Genomic DNA, 14,577 nt, shown 5'->3' with positions numbered 1-14,577 from the left:
TGCTTATAATAACATGTTTTTTTTAGGAAACCTGTAAATACAGAGGTTGATCGTCCTGTTTTTAACTAATATTCATTTAAAACCCCTAAAATCAAGAGGGATTAGTTTGGAAAATGAATTTTCTCTCTATATTTGCTACACCTAAAAACAAAATTCTCTCAAAAACTCATGGCAACACTCCGATTTAAAGCGTTGGACCTGGTAAACCAGCGTAAAACAGGTGAAGTAAATTTACCTTCCACAGACATTTCCAATTATTACGGCGAGAATGTGTTCGGCTTCGACGCGATGCGCGCTACCATGTCGTCTGATAATTTCAAGCGCCTGCGCCGTATTATTGAAGCTGGTGAAAAAGTAGACCGTAACCTGGCTGACGCTGTTGCGGCAGGCATGAAGTCCTGGGCCATGAGCAAAGGTGCTACACACTACACACACTGGTTCCAGCCATTGACTGGTACAACTGCTGAAAAGCACGACTCTTTCTTTGACCTGACTTCCGATGGTGATGCGATTGAAGCTTTCAAAGGTAGCGCGCTGGTTCAGCAGGAGCCCGATGCTTCATCTTTCCCAAGCGGCGGTATCCGTAACACTTTTGAAGCTCGTGGATACACTGCCTGGGATCCATCATCACCCGCTTTCGTTATAGAGGGTACAAACTCCAAAACCCTTTGTATCCCCACTATTTTCGTTTCTTATACAGGCGAAGCACTGGATTACAAGACACCTCTGCTGAAGTCTTTGAAGTTTCTGAATGATGCGGCTGTACCTGTTTGCCAGTATTTCGACAAAGACGTTTATAAAGTAAACACTACCCTTGGTATAGAGCAGGAGTACTTCCTGGTTGATAAAGCGCTTTATTCCGCTCGTCCTGATTTGGTAATGACTGGCCGTACGTTGTTTGGGCATGCTCCTGCCAAAGGGCAGCAGCTGGAGGACCACTATTTCGGTTCTATACCAAGCCGTGTGCATGCCTATATGGTTGATTTTGAAAAAGCTGCTCACAGACTGGGAATTCCGCTGCGTACACGCCATAACGAGGTAGCGCCAGGTCAGTTTGAGTGTGCTCCTACTTTCGAGGATGCCAGCCTTGCCGCCGACCACAACCAGTTGCTGATGGACATTATGGATCGTGTGGCGGACCGTCATGGCTTTAAAGTACTGTTGCATGAGAAGCCTTTTAAAGGTGTTAACGGCAGCGGCAAGCACAATAACTGGGCTATGAGCACGAACACAGGTGTGAACCTTCTTGCGCCAGGTAAAAAGCCGAAAGAAAACCTGCAGTTCCTGACGTTCTTTATCAATACCATCAAAGCAGTTCATAAGCACGCTGACTTACTTCGTGCCAGTATTGCGTCTGCAAATAACGACCACCGACTGGGTGCAAACGAGGCCCCTCCGGCTATTATGTCTGTTTTTGTGGGCCAGCAGCTGACAGCGGTTCTGGATGAACTGGAGCGTACTGCCAAAATCCCTATGGAGAAAGGCGACAACATGTACCTGAAACTGGGCATTGACCGGATCCCAGAGGTTCTTCTGGACAATACAGACCGTAACCGTACTTCACCGTTTGCCTTTACAGGTAATAAATTCGAATTCCGTGCGGTTGGTTCTTCTGCCAACGTATCTAATCCGATGACTGTTCTGAACACCATTGTGGCTGACCAGCTGCTGGAATTCAGGAAGTCTGTGGATGAGCTTATTGATGGGCAGGGTATGAAGAAGGAAATAGCCATCATCCAGGTTCTGCGGGAGTATGTAGTGGACTCTAAAACTGTTCGCTTCGAGGGCAACGGGTATTCTCAGGAGTGGGAAGACGAGGCTAGCCAACGTGGCTTATCGAATGTTAAAACGACGCCGCGTGCCCTGGATGTGTACCATCATGCAGAAGTTAAAGACCTGTTCAGCAGAAACGGGATTTTAACTGAGGTAGAGCTGAATGCCCGTCATGAAATTCTTCTGGAAGAATACATCAAAAAGATCCAAATCGAAGCACGTGTGTTAGGTGACCTTGCTGTTAACCACGTTATTCCTACGGCTATTGCTTATCAAAACAAGTTAATAAACAATGTAAGGGGCCTGAAAGATCTAGGCCTGGAAGATGAATTTACGGCCACAACCATAGATGCTATTAAGAAAATGTCCCGTCACATCACCACAATCCAGAAGAACGTGGATGAGATGATTGAGCATCGTAAAGTAGCCAACAAGATAGAAGAAGCCCGTGAGCGTGCTATCTATTACCAGGAAGAAGTTTTCCCATTCTTTGATACTATCCGTTACAGCGTGGACAAGCTAGAGCTGATGGTAGACGATGAGGATTGGCCACTGGTGAAATACAGAGAATTGATGTTTAACAGATAATCTGGTTCTCTATCATATAAAATAATAAAGGCACCTCAGAAGGGTGCCTTTATTATTTCAAATAGCATGCTAAGTCACTTTCAGGAGACCTGTAAAAGAGTACAACAATCATTATAGTATGTAGCTCACTTAATTTGTCTGCTTTACCTTGCTTATCAACTGGCCGGCTACTTTTGCTAAGATAAGTGGTAGCAGCACCACGACCAGTCCCACAGCTATGACTTTGCGTAGGCCAAGCCTGAAAATTAATTTCGACACCACGCTGTCTCGTAACTCTTCAAGCAGAAATTTTCCGGCTGTTGTCATCGGTTTACCCCGGAGCACCTCCTGCACTGTTTTCCAGTCACCGCGTTCTATTTGTCGTTTCAAAAATTCTGTTACTGTATCTTTCGTGATAGAAACAGCTTCTGACATTTGTTCCTGCCGAAGTTTACCCCAGATTTGCAGCCCATGTAGTCTTTGAGGCATATTCTTCGGGAAAAACCTACTCATATGTATCATGTTCATGTCTTTAAAATTTTCTGCGTTCTTTTTATCTCTTTCAAAAACAAAGCCCTGCCTTCTGTAGGAATATGAATTTCTTTTGTCTGGCAGTAGTATCCTTTTCTATAAGTCATATCAAAGTAATCAGAGGTAAGCTCGAAGGGTTTTTCAAATCCCAAGGGCAGTTCATTTTCAGCGCCAACTGCTACCATAAATGTTTCCTTACCGGCCAGCTTCCGTCCGATGGTCTTCTGAACTGTTACCAGGTCTGTTAACCTATCGAAGAAGGTCTTCAACAAGCCGCTCATGGAATACCAGTACACGGGTGTCGCGAAAATCAGCTGCTGATGCGGTAGTAGTTCTTCAACTATTTGCAGGAACTGATCTTCAGTCGAGTACGCACCTGAGTAATTGTATGCATCAAGCTTATAATCCAACAGGTCCAGTACTTTAACGTCACTTTCAGGAAAAAGAACTTCTACCAGCTTTTTTGTGTCGCTGTCGCGCCTGGCACTACCTATTATCACGGCCGGTTTGTTATCCATATGTAAACACTGTTGCTTTCATGCACCAGTTAAAAAATAATGGTATTAAATTTACGTAATTTGCCTTTGAACAAAGCAGGTGCAACTTTAGTTAAAGAGACAAGCTGTCGCATTATTCTTTATGAACAAATCTTATTGCCCAAGCCTCACAGAGTATAAACGCAGAAAAACGCGCGTGGTAAACATTGGCGGATTGCCAATGGGCGGCGATTACCCGATTAGGGTGCAGTCGATGACCACTGTGGATACCATGGACACCATGGGTTCTGTGGAGCAGTGCATTCGTATGATAGAGGCAGGCTGTGAATACATACGTATTACGGCGCCAAGTATAAAGGAAGCAGAGAACCTAAAAAACATAAAGGAAGAGTTAGCCAAGCGTGGTTATAACGTGCCGCTTATTGCTGACATTCACTTCACGCCTAATGCTGCTGAGGTAGCGGCTCGCATTGTAGAAAAGGTACGGGTGAATCCTGGCAATTATGCCGATAAGAAGAAGTTCCAGGTCATAGAATACGATGATGCCTCTTACCAGGCGGAGCTGGACCGTATCAGGGAACGGTTTGTGCCGCTGGTGCGCATCTGCAAAGAGCATGGTACTGCCATGCGCATCGGAACAAATCATGGTTCACTGTCTGACCGTATCCTGAGCCGTTACGGCGACACCCCACTGGGTATGGTTGAAAGTGCCTTGGAATTTCTGCGTATTTGTGAGGATGAAGGCTATTATGAAATTATTATCTCCATGAAGGCTTCTAACACGCAGGTGATGGTGCAGGCGTACCGTCTGCTGGTACAGAAGCTGGAAGAGGAGGGCATGCAGCCATACCCGCTACACCTTGGTGTAACAGAGGCTGGAGAGGCCGAAGACGGGCGGATTAAATCCGCTGTGGGTATAGGAACTTTGCTGGAAGATGGGCTAGGAGACACAGTGCGTGTTTCGTTAACAGAAGCGCCAGAGGCGGAAGCTCCTGTAGCAAAAGCTCTGATTGACCGATATACTCATCGAGCAGAGAAAGCGCAACCACTGAAGCCAATTTGCAATGTGCCTATCAACCCGTTTCAGTATCACCGAAGAGAGACAGTAGAGGTAGAGAACCTGGGAGGAACTAACGTGCCGCGGGTGGTGGCTGATCTGAGCCGCCAGACAGATGTACAATATGCTGATCTGAAATGTGTGGGCCACCTGTACTCTATGCTGCTCGATAAGTTCAATATGAATGATCTGGGCGCTGATTTTATCTATACCGGACACAACCCTATTAACTTTATGCTACCGAATGGCCTGAAGGAGATTGTGAATTATGATACCTGGTTAACTGCTGAGCAAAGAGAGGATCGCCATCCATTGCTGGATGCGGCGCAGTATATAGGCGGAGTTGAGCGGCATGAGAAGGTAAATTTTGTGCTGCTTACGCTTCAAGACCTGTCAAGCGAGCTTTTGGAGCGTTTGAAGCAGGATAAAACAGCAGTCCTGATGCTGCAAACAAACAATGCGCACGCCATGCCGGAGCTGCGTAAATGTTTTTTCCGCCTGATGAATAATGGGGTGCAGACGCCTTGCATTATCAAGCGTGCCTATGGCCAGCTGACACCCGATGAAACACAGTTGTATGCTGCCACGGATGTAGGTGGCCTACTCATCGATGGATTGGGGGATGGTGTAATGTTGGGTACAGAATTTCTTCCTGCTCAGGAGAAAGGGGAGTGGCTGCAAACCATTGACCAGTACAACAGCCTGAGTTTTGGCATTTTACAGGCAGCCCGTACCCGCATGAGCAAGACCGAGTACATTTCCTGCCCAAGCTGCGGCCGAACGCTCTTCGATTTACAGGAAACAACTGCCATGATAAGAAAACGCACCGACCATCTGAAGGGAGTTAAGATAGGTATCATGGGTTGTATTGTGAATGGACCAGGTGAAATGGCAGATGCAGACTATGGATATGTTGGAGTAGGGAAGGATAAGATCGCCCTTTACCGTGGCCAGACTGTCATCAAAAAAGCTGTTCCTGCTGACCGTGCCGTGGATGAACTCATTGAATTGATACGGGAAGATGATAAATGGATTGAGCCTGTGCAGCTAGTAGAATAGGCCTTTTTGGGGAGAAATAAAGTGTATTTTATTTACTACTTCTGTTTAAAATCGCAATCTTTTTCCGCCTCCATATGTTCTTAAATAGTAACGCAAAAGACAAATAACAGCCTTTGCGATACGTGTTTCAAAAAATTTAATCTGTTATAACATGAAGGGATTATTTGATTTCTCTGAGGTAGCTACCTACTTCTTCCGCAAAAAAGATCCGAACCGTAAGTCTAATTTTAACCTGCGGGCGATGCACACCATCAACAAGATTTCAATCCTGATGTTCCTTGGGTGTATCATCTACTTTATTATTAAGCACTGGTAATATTGAACATTGAGGACTTCAGAGCCTACTGCTTAGCAAAGCCTGGCACAACGGAAGAACTTCCTTTCGATGAAGATACTCTCGTTTTTAAGGTTGGCGGTAAAATGTTTGCCTTGTGCAGCATTTCGCAGTACCAGAAGGGTATCAGCCTGAAGTGTGATCCTGAAAAGGCAGTGACATTACGCGAGCAATATCCACAGGTAAGTGGTGGGTATCATCTGAGCAAGCGGCACTGGAATACTGTTTTGCCTCAGGCGGGGCTACCCGATCAGTTACTTCTCTTGTGGATTGATGATTCTTACGCGCTGGTGTGGGCTAATCTGACAAAGAAGGTTAAGCAAGAAATAGAGCATAAATTTGAGTAAAGATAAAAGAGCCACTGCAGAGTGGCTCTTTTATTTAACACAGGACGCACTAGTCCAAAAAAAAATTATGTAGCTACATTACAATAAATGTACGTTTATTTCGTGTAGGAACCCTTTTTGTCATATTTCTGTCTTTTTTTATATAAAGTGCGCTACAGAAGGCGATGAATTTTCAAACTTTTTAGCTATACTTGATAAACTCACCTTAAAACACTGTATGATATTAGAGAACGAAATAGGCATTGCCTCCTTTCGAAATGAGTGGCAGAAAGCCAGCGTAAGTATTTTGTACACGTACGGATTCCTTTCAAATGGTTATGAAAGCTTTTTTAAAAGACATGGCCTGACGACTCAACAATACAACGCCCTGCGCATTTTACGAGACCAGTACCCTAAGCCGGTTTCTACTTCCGTACTTCGTGAAAAGATGCTGGACAAAATGTCTGATGCCTCCCGCCTTGTGAGCCGTCTTGGTACCAAAGGATTAGTGAAGGTAACGCAGAATACGGCAGACAAACGTCTGGTTAACATACTTATATCAGAAGAAGGCCAGAAAATAATCGGAGCTATTGATAAAGATTTACATGAATTAGATGCTATGATGCACGGCCTGACAGAGGAAGAAGCTAAAACGCTTGTTACACTGCTCTATAAAGTCAGGGAGTCGTTGAAAACGGCGGAAGAAAGAGTGAATTCTTCTGATCAAGTGAACGCAGAAGCATAACAAGTTAAAGCAAATCAAAAGGTGTAAGCAGTGGAAGATGTCCTCTGCTTACACCTTTTTTTACCTCCAGCAACAGCAGATCTATCAGAAAAAAGTCGCTAAGCATTGACTTAGCGACTTTGGTTAATCTGTCTAGGAGTTTGGTGGATACTATACTACCACATTGATGATTTTGCTTGGCACGATGATGATCTTCTTAGGAGCTTTGCCTTCCATAAATTTAATTACCTGCTCATCGTTGACCACAGCTTTCTCCATTTCCTCCCGGGGTGTATCCAGTGCAAAAGTAACTTTGGCCCGCATTTTACCATTAATGGAAACCGGGTACTCAAATGAGCTCTCCACTAAATATTCCTCTTTCCACTGCGGGAACGAAGCATAACTGATGCTCTCCTTGTGACCTAATTTCTCCCAAAGCTCTTCAGTTATATGAGGTGCGTAAGGAGAAAGAATGATTGTCAGTGGCTCAAGTATGGCGTGCTTGTTCGTTTTAAGCTGCGTCAGTTCGTTAACACATATCATGAACGTAGAAACGGAGGTGTTGAAAGAGAAGCGCTCAATATCTTCCTCTACTTTCTTAATCGTCTTGTGCAGCGACTTCAGCTCTTCCGCAGTAGGTGCGGCATCAGAAACAGCCCAGTTGCCAGCGTTGTCGTGGAAGAGTTTCCAGAAACGCTTCAGGAACTTGTTCACTCCATCCATCCCGTTGGTGTTCCATGGCTTAAACTGCTCCAGCGGCCCCAAAAACATCTCGTACATGCGCAAAGTATCAGCACCATAGCGTTCAACAATGTCATCCGGGTTCACCACGTTATACTTCGACTTCGACATCTTTTCGATTTCTACGCCGCAGATGTACTTGCCGTCTTCTTCATTGATCAAAATAACTTTCTCATATCCAGGCCTCCACTTCACGAATTCATTCTCTTTTAATACATCATTATCTACCAAATTAACATCAACATGCACTGGATATGACCTAATAGGAAAAAAATCACCTATAAAATCATATTTTAATTTTAATTCTTCCTCAAGATGTTTGATTTTTGATTTTATTAAATTACTTACTGAATTATCTGGTTCTCCATCCTTCGAATTCATAAATTTTTCATGAAATGATTTAGAAATCAAAACTTTAGGAAATTGAGCAAGAACTTCCTTCTCTAAATCATCCCAATTATAATCTTTTTCAATAAGATGATGAAAACCAAAAGCAACACGGTAAACAAAATTTGACCGTCCCTGAATCATTCCCTGGTTGATGAGCTTCTTGAACGGTTCTTCTTCCACTACCAATTCCATGTCAAACAGGAACTTGTTCCAGAAGCGGGAGTAGAGGAGGTGCCCTGTGGCGTGTTCTGATCCGCCTATATATAGATCGACATCCCGCCAGTATTTGATGATGTCTTTATCTGCAAAAGCTACATCATTCTTCGGATCCATATAACGGTACCAGTACCAGCTGGAGCCTGCCCAACCTGGCATGGTGCTCAGTTCATACGGGTATTCGTCCTGGTACTTCCAATCCACGGCACGACCAAGTGGTGGCTCACCTGTTTCAGTAGGCAGGTAGGCATCTATTTTCGGTAATTCCAGTGGCAGTTCGCTTTCATCCAGCAGGTGTGGTATGCCGTCCTTAAAATAAACTGGTACCGGCTCTCCCCAGTAGCGCTGGCGGCTAAACACTGCGTCGCGCATTCTGTAATTGACTTTGCTTTTGCCAATGCCATTCTCCTCCAGGAACTTCACCAGTACAGGCATCGCCTCCTGGTAAGTCATGCCATTGATCATCTCAGAATTGATATAATGACCCTCTTTTGTAGCATCTGCCTGTACATCCAAATCCTTCTGAGCATCAGAAATGGGAACAATAGGCAGGTCAAAATGCTTGGCGAAATTCCAGTCGCGCTGGTCACCTGAAGGAACTGCCATTACAGCACCTGTTCCGTAGCCAGCTAAAACATAATCGGCTATAAAAACAGGTATTTTTTCATTGTTGTAAGGGTTGGTGGCATACGCTCCCGTAAAGGCACCTGAAACAGTCTTCACGTCAGTCATCCGCTCACGCTCCGAACGGTTTTTGGCTACATTTACATAGGCCTCTACCGTTTTGCGCTGCTCCTCAGTAGTTATCTGCTCTACCAGTTCATGCTCTGGGGCCAGCACCAGAAAAGTAGCGCCGTAAACTGTATCAAGCCTGGTGGTGAAAACTTTTATCTCAGCATCAATCCCTTCAAGAGGGAATGACATAATAGCTCCAATAGACTTTCCGATCCAATTTCGCTGCATCTCTTTCACAGGCTCCGGCCAGTCAATATCCTCCAGCCCCTTTAACAGGCGCTCGGAATAGGCTGTGATGCGCATCATCCATTGGCGCATCAGCTTGCGCTCTACAGGGTATCCGCCACGCTCCGATACACCACCCACCACTTCATCATTGGCCAGTACCGTACCAAGGGCAGGGCACCAGTTCACGATTGCCTCGGCCACATAGGTGAGTCGGTATTTCAGCAGCATCTCCGACTGCTCCTGCTCATCCATTTTTGTCCAGTCGTCTGCAGAGAAAGCGGGTGTATCTTCGTCGCAGGCAGCATTCACATTCTTGTTGCCATACTGCTCAAACTCCTGCACAAGTTCTGAAATAGGCTCTGCTTTGTCTGTGTTGTGGTTATAGAAGCTGTTAAACAACTGCATGAAAATCCACTGCGTCCACTTATAATAGCCCGGGTCAGAAGTACGAATCTCCAGATCCCAGTCAAAAGAGAACCCCAGGTTCTTTAGCTGCTCCACATAACGGGTAATATTCTCTTCTGTTGTGATGGCCGGATGCTGACCGGTTTGTATGGCGTATTGCTCTGCCGGAAGACCAAATGAGTCAAAGCCCATCGGGTGGAGCACGTTGTGGCCGGTCAGGCGCTTATAGCGGCTCACAATGTCTGAGGCAATATAACCAAGTGGGTGCCCTACGTGCAGGCCGGCGCCAGACGGATATGGGAACATATCCATGGCATAGTACTTCGGTTTATCACTTGTGGGAGTGGCTTTGAAGGTATGGTTCTCTTCCCAGTAACGCTGCCACTTTTTCTCAATCTGGTTAAAATTGTACTCGGACATTGTTTATCTCTGTGTTTGTTGCGTCTTTATTAAATCGCTAAGATAATTGTTTAATCTCTCAAATGTTGAACCGTTCCTTGATAATTGATAAAAACGCCTGCCACTGAGCTGATGCTAACTTCTTCTATGAATTGCATTCGAGACAACTGTGTTATCAGTTCAGCTTTTTACCCGTTTAACATTTGTGTATACCTTTGTTAAATTTTGGAAGAAGATGATGGAGAAGAAACACGACTTACTCGATATACTACACCTGATTTACGTGGTGGACCCAATGTGTTCTTGGTGCTACGGCTTTGCACCAGTCATAAAGAAGATTGTAACGGAGCAGGAAGATACTATGCAGTTTAAGCTGGTGATGGGCGGCTTAAGGCCGGGAACAGAGCAGCCACTGGATGAGCAAATGAAGGCATCAATTGAGCAGCATTGGCAGGATGTAGAGAAAGTATCAGGGCAACCTATAGATTATACGTTTTTCGAGCGGGAGAAATTTATCTACGATACAGAGCCTGGATGCCGTGCTGTAGTTACTGTGCGTTATCTGAAACCAGAGGCTGAATTTGAGATGCTGGAGGAAGTGCAAAGTGCTTTCTATGCTAAAAACCAGGATGTGACGAACGAAAATGTATTGGCTGCTATTGCCGGGAAGTTTGATATTGAGGCGGAGGCTTTCCTGGAGAGATTTAACTCTGAAGAGATGAAAGAGAAGACCCAGCAGGACTTTATTATAGCGCGGCATTTACAGGCCAACGCTTTCCCAAGCCTATACCTGCTGAATGGAACCAGTGTGCATCTGCTTAGCCGTGGCTACCGCACCTATGATGGCATGGTGGCACATTTACGGAAAGCACTGGAGAAAATAAATCAGCAGTAACAGGTTCTATACCAGCTAAGTTTAGCGCACTCTAAATTTTTTCTTAGTAGGAATTAAAACATTAATAGCGATGGAGTTAGCATCTAAAATCTGATTATATTTCAGAACAAAGAAATGCTCCATCGCCATGAAAAAGCACCACACGCCTACAGGAGTCTGCCACATTACTCAAAAGCAACTCCCACTGCGACACCTGGTTATAGGTTCCAGCATTCGTAAGAACATATATGAGTTAATAAAGGCTGATCATCCTGACTTTGATGAAAAGTCTTACCTCACACTGGAGCAGTTGGGCGTGTACAGGAGAAAGTACCTGGAGCAGCTGCTTATCCGGGAAATGGGAGAGCTGACGTCAGTTGAGCAGGAGGTAATCAAAAGCATCAGTGAACAGGAATTGGTTACCAGTAATATTGAGGGCGAGCTAGCTGAAAACACTTCTTTAGGTGACCGGATGGCAGACAATATTGCTTCCTTTGGCGGCAGTTGGCGGTTTATCTCTATTTTCTTTTCTTTCCTGCTGATCTGGATGCTGATCAACGTTTATGTACTTTCCACGAGGCCGTTTGACCCATACCCTTTCATTTTATTGAACCTTATACTTTCCTGTCTGGCGGCCATACAGGCACCCATCATCATGATGAGCCAGAACAGGAAAGAATCAAAAGATCGGCAGCGCTCCGAGTATGATTATAAGGTAAACCTGAAAGCGGAGCTGGAAATAAGGATGCTCCACGAGAAAGTGGACCACCTGATAGTGCACCAGAACCAGCGCCTGATGGAGATTCAGCAGATACAGGTAGACCTGCTGGAGGATATTATGTCCCGTTCAAAGGTATAGATTAAAAGCACTTATTTTTCCTGCTCTAAAACTCCTTTCACCGGATCTGTACCGTTCCAGGTACCCTTGCTGCTGACAGGTTTAAAACGTGCGAAAAGTTCTTCGCTGTACCACTTTTCGGCTCGTGTGCGCCGCATCACCTCCTGGTGCTGTGGATCTTTATAAGCATATTTTTTCATGGCATCCATAGAATCCCAGACACTAAAAGTAGCCTGGCGGATAAAAGGCAACTCTCCTAATCCAATCGAGCACAGCAGGCCTTCCGCCTTATCCAGGGCAGCGCTGGTACGCAGGCCAAAACGAATGAAGTTCGGCAAACGTCTTAAATTGATGCTGGCACGGGTAAGCACAGCAACAGGTCCTTCATTGTATTTATCTGAGAGCGTGGGAGCGAAAGGTTCCTGTTTGTCCCATTGCCCGTGCGACTGGTAAGGAAGCAGTTTGATCGTCCAGGTTTCATCAATATGTTTCCGGTACTCCTGCATCAAGTCTGAATGAAGCAAAAAAGCATCTGCGGCTGCTTCATTCTCCCACGTACAAAATAAGCCGTAGCGCCTGAAGTTCGGTTTCAAACTAAAGCCTTTGCCTTGCCCGCTGCCTAGCAATTTAAAAAATTGCAAACCTGGCACTTTTTCCAATAGAGGGCTAGAGGTACCCATCTGCGCCAGTCCCCAGCGAATATTTCCTTTCCGGATACCAAAAAGGGTGAGGGTGGTCAACCTGGCAGGTAGAGTATGTGATGATTCAGGCAAGGCTGTTAAGTTTGGTGTATGTGGAGTTAAAGATACAAAAATGACTTTTTTACTTTAGCAGCTAAGAAATTGTTCAAGTGTTGTAACACAAAAACACCTGCAGAACTGTATTGTTCAGCAGGTGCCCATTTACCTTCAGTACTTCTAAATTGGTTACAAATCAGATGCTACCGGAGATACCTATAGGTTTATCTTCTTGTTTTCGCCAGCTTCAGGGCTTTCTCCAGTAAGGGCTGCTTTTACTACACCATAAAGGTGTACTACAGCACTGTTAGGGGCATCCCAATATTCAGCCTTATCTATCGTCACTTTTATCAAGCCGACATTTGGATCGTCCTTTCCTTCCGGGAACCATGTCTTCAAAAACGGATTCCAGAGTTCATCTATTTTCTGCTTGTCACGCAGCACTCTTGCTCTACCTGAAATGGATACATAGAGTTCATCACTTGGCTTGGCATAGCTCAGGTTTACGTGTGAATCGTGTGCAATTTCATGTGACTTGCCGGACTCATACCCGGTAAAGAACCAGATTTCGCCATCTGCATTTACTTGTGTGGCACGCATCGGCCGGCTACGAAGACATCCATCATCCTCCATTGTCGTCATCATGGCCACCTTTATATCTTTTATCAGTTCTACTAGTTTATTGAGATTTTCCTTTGTATTTGGGTTGTTATTCATAGTTTTACATGTTCGGTTTCCTGTTTGATTACGGGGCATGGCGGCTTTGGGTTCATAAGTGCCAGTTGCTACTAGGCTCCAGAAACAGGCGCTAAAACATTATAGACTACTGTCTGTTGTTTCTATTTGCCTATACTCATTTCTCTGTTGAATTTCTTAGCACACATTTTTTTATCCGGCGAAGACGAAGCCCTGCTCATCGGTAATTTTATTGCTGATTCTGTAAAAGGTAAGCAAATGGAGCGGTACTCTCCCGGTATTGCCAAAGGTATCCGGTTGCATCGCCTCATAGATTACTACACTGATACGCATCCTATTGTAGCTGAAACGAAGGCGCGCTTACGACCGAAATACCGGAAGTTTGCCCCGGTCATAGCCGATATGTACTACGACCATTTCCTGGCCTCCGGATTTCACAATTATGCTCCTAAATCCCTGTCAGCTTTTTCAAAAGAGGTTTATGAGCTCATCCAGCGGCACTACGACATGCTGCCGCCCCGTGTAAAGCACCTGTTCCCGTACATGCAGCAGCAGAACTGGCTCTTATCTTATGCGCAACTGGAGGGAATCACGAAAGCTCTTACTGGTTTGAGCCGCCGGGCTACTTTTGCATCAGGTATGGAGACAGCAGGAGAGGAGCTGCAGCTGAATTACGATTTGTATGCATCAGAATTCGAAGCTTTTTTCCCGGAGCTAGTCCAGTTTGTGGAGGAAGCGAAAAGGGAATTATGAGTGTAACTGCTGGTAGAACTACATAAATGATATTGAAAAAAAGAAGCAACCTTTCAGCTGCTCCTTTTTTCATTTTTAAAAATGTATTAATGATGATGCCCGCCCGGACCATGTACATGGCCATGGTCGAGTTCTTCTTTAGTGGCGTCACGCACTTCTTTTACTGTGCCTTTGAAGAATAACTCTTTGCCTGCCAGTGGATGGTTAAAGTCCATGGTAACGGTATCTTCGCCAACCTCCTGCACACGACCCTGCAGTTGGTTGCCTTCGCTGTCTGCCATTGGTATGTAGTTACCTTCCTCTAGCATATCGTTTGGCACTGAGCCGTCGACCTCGAACACATTTTTAGGAAGCTCTACAACAGCTTCATCGTTGTATTCACCGTAGCCATCTTCTGTATCAAGTTTGAAGTCAAAAGAATCCCCGGTATCTAAACCCTGCAGGCTTTCTTCAAACTGCTCAGGCAATCCACTCATGCCGTATATAAATACCATCGGCTGTTCTTCGGTGGCCGTTTCTATCAGGTTCTGCTCACCATTCTCATCCAGTATTCTTAGCTCGTAGGTGAGCGTGACCACTTTATTCTGTTCAATCTTCATGCTATATCGTTTGAAGGTTATCGTAGTGATTAACTTATTTAAATTCTAAGAGTTAGAAAGCCACATCATCAGGCAGATTCTGCCTCTCTACAGTTATA

At 45.0% G+C, this 14,577-nt stretch carries 14 protein-coding genes; 8 read left to right on the top strand and 6 right to left on the bottom strand.

What is annotated here, in order from left to right:
- Positions 1-168 precede the first annotated feature (168 nt).
- On the top strand, positions 169-2,361 hold the full coding sequence (locus ACFS7Z_RS01910; RefSeq protein ID WP_377480033.1) for a glutamine synthetase III family protein: 2,193 nt from the start codon (positions 169-171) through the stop codon (positions 2,359-2,361).
- 129 nt (positions 2,362-2,490) lie between these two features.
- On the opposite strand, the gene ACFS7Z_RS01905 is transcribed toward ACFS7Z_RS01910, so the two are convergent.
- Positions 2,491-2,868, bottom strand: coding sequence for a hypothetical protein (locus ACFS7Z_RS01905; RefSeq protein ID WP_377480030.1), 378 nt, complete (start codon positions 2,866-2,868; stop codon positions 2,491-2,493).
- Positions 2,865-3,389, bottom strand: a complete 525-nt coding sequence (locus tag ACFS7Z_RS01900) for a flavodoxin family protein (RefSeq protein ID WP_377480027.1) — start codon at positions 3,387-3,389, stop codon at positions 2,865-2,867. Before ACFS7Z_RS01900 ends, ACFS7Z_RS01905 begins: the two co-directional genes overlap by 4 nt.
- Before the next feature lie 121 nt (positions 3,390-3,510).
- Here ACFS7Z_RS01900 and ispG point away from each other — a divergent pair, with 121 nt between their 5' ends.
- The 4 genes from ispG to ACFS7Z_RS01880 all read left to right on the top strand — a co-directional run bounded on the left by ispG (position 3,511) and on the right by ACFS7Z_RS01880 (position 6,889).
- Positions 3,511-5,484, top strand: a complete 1,974-nt coding sequence (gene ispG / locus ACFS7Z_RS01895) for a (E)-4-hydroxy-3-methylbut-2-enyl-diphosphate synthase (protein ID WP_377480024.1) — start codon at positions 3,511-3,513, stop codon at positions 5,482-5,484.
- Between the two features lie 151 nt (positions 5,485-5,635).
- Entirely contained in the window at positions 5,636-5,800 is a 165-nt protein-coding gene (locus ACFS7Z_RS01890) for a DUF6728 family protein (protein WP_377480020.1), read from the top strand.
- Between the two features lie 2 nt (positions 5,801-5,802).
- Positions 5,803-6,165 (top strand): MmcQ/YjbR family DNA-binding protein, encoded by a 363-nt coding sequence (locus tag ACFS7Z_RS01885; RefSeq protein WP_377480017.1) that lies wholly within the window; start codon positions 5,803-5,805, stop codon positions 6,163-6,165.
- A 217-nt stretch (positions 6,166-6,382) separates the two neighbouring features.
- Complete coding sequence (locus ACFS7Z_RS01880; RefSeq protein WP_377480014.1) at positions 6,383-6,889, top strand: MarR family winged helix-turn-helix transcriptional regulator; 507 nt, start codon at positions 6,383-6,385, stop codon at positions 6,887-6,889.
- Between the two features lie 150 nt (positions 6,890-7,039).
- Here ACFS7Z_RS01880 and ACFS7Z_RS01875 read toward each other — a convergent pair whose 3' ends face one another.
- Positions 7,040-10,003 carry a leucine--tRNA ligase gene (locus ACFS7Z_RS01875; RefSeq protein WP_377480011.1) on the bottom strand — a complete coding sequence of 988 codons (2,964 nt, stop codon included), beginning with the start codon at positions 10,001-10,003 and terminating at the stop codon, positions 7,040-7,042.
- A gap of 214 nt (positions 10,004-10,217) precedes the next feature.
- Here ACFS7Z_RS01875 and ACFS7Z_RS01870 point away from each other — a divergent pair, with 214 nt between their 5' ends.
- Positions 10,218-10,877 carry a DsbA family protein gene (locus tag ACFS7Z_RS01870; RefSeq protein WP_377480008.1) on the top strand — a complete coding sequence of 220 codons (660 nt, stop codon included), beginning with the start codon at positions 10,218-10,220 and terminating at the stop codon, positions 10,875-10,877.
- 127 nt (positions 10,878-11,004) lie between these two features.
- Positions 11,005-11,715 carry a DUF1003 domain-containing protein gene (locus tag ACFS7Z_RS01865; protein WP_377480005.1) on the top strand — a complete coding sequence of 237 codons (711 nt, stop codon included), beginning with the start codon at positions 11,005-11,007 and terminating at the stop codon, positions 11,713-11,715.
- Between the two features lie 11 nt (positions 11,716-11,726).
- Here the strand turns inward: ACFS7Z_RS01865 and ACFS7Z_RS01860 are convergent, their stop codons facing one another.
- Both ACFS7Z_RS01860 and ACFS7Z_RS01855 read right to left on the bottom strand, forming a co-directional pair.
- Positions 11,727-12,467 (bottom strand): spheroidene monooxygenase, encoded by a 741-nt coding sequence (locus ACFS7Z_RS01860; RefSeq protein ID WP_377480003.1) that lies wholly within the window; start codon positions 12,465-12,467, stop codon positions 11,727-11,729.
- Positions 12,468-12,647: 180 nt separating this feature from the next.
- The gene (locus ACFS7Z_RS01855; RefSeq protein ID WP_377480001.1) at positions 12,648-13,148 is read right to left on the bottom strand and encodes a pyridoxamine 5'-phosphate oxidase family protein; all 501 of its coding nucleotides are present in this window, start codon (positions 13,146-13,148) and stop codon (positions 12,648-12,650) included.
- Positions 13,149-13,295: 147 nt separating this feature from the next.
- Between ACFS7Z_RS01855 and ACFS7Z_RS01850 the strand changes: the two genes are divergently transcribed.
- Positions 13,296-13,880 carry an acyl carrier protein phosphodiesterase gene (locus ACFS7Z_RS01850; protein ID WP_377479998.1) on the top strand — a complete coding sequence of 195 codons (585 nt, stop codon included), beginning with the start codon at positions 13,296-13,298 and terminating at the stop codon, positions 13,878-13,880.
- Positions 13,881-13,966: 86 nt separating this feature from the next.
- Here ACFS7Z_RS01850 and ACFS7Z_RS01845 read toward each other — a convergent pair whose 3' ends face one another.
- Complete coding sequence (locus ACFS7Z_RS01845; protein ID WP_377479995.1) at positions 13,967-14,479, bottom strand: FKBP-type peptidyl-prolyl cis-trans isomerase; 513 nt, start codon at positions 14,477-14,479, stop codon at positions 13,967-13,969.
- Positions 14,480-14,577: the final 98 nt, after the last annotated feature.

The organism is Pontibacter toksunensis, from assembly GCF_042686245.1.
Lineage (GTDB): Bacteria > Bacteroidota > Bacteroidia > Cytophagales > Hymenobacteraceae > Pontibacter > Pontibacter toksunensis.
This window is presented reverse-complemented; position numbering and strand designations above follow the sequence as displayed.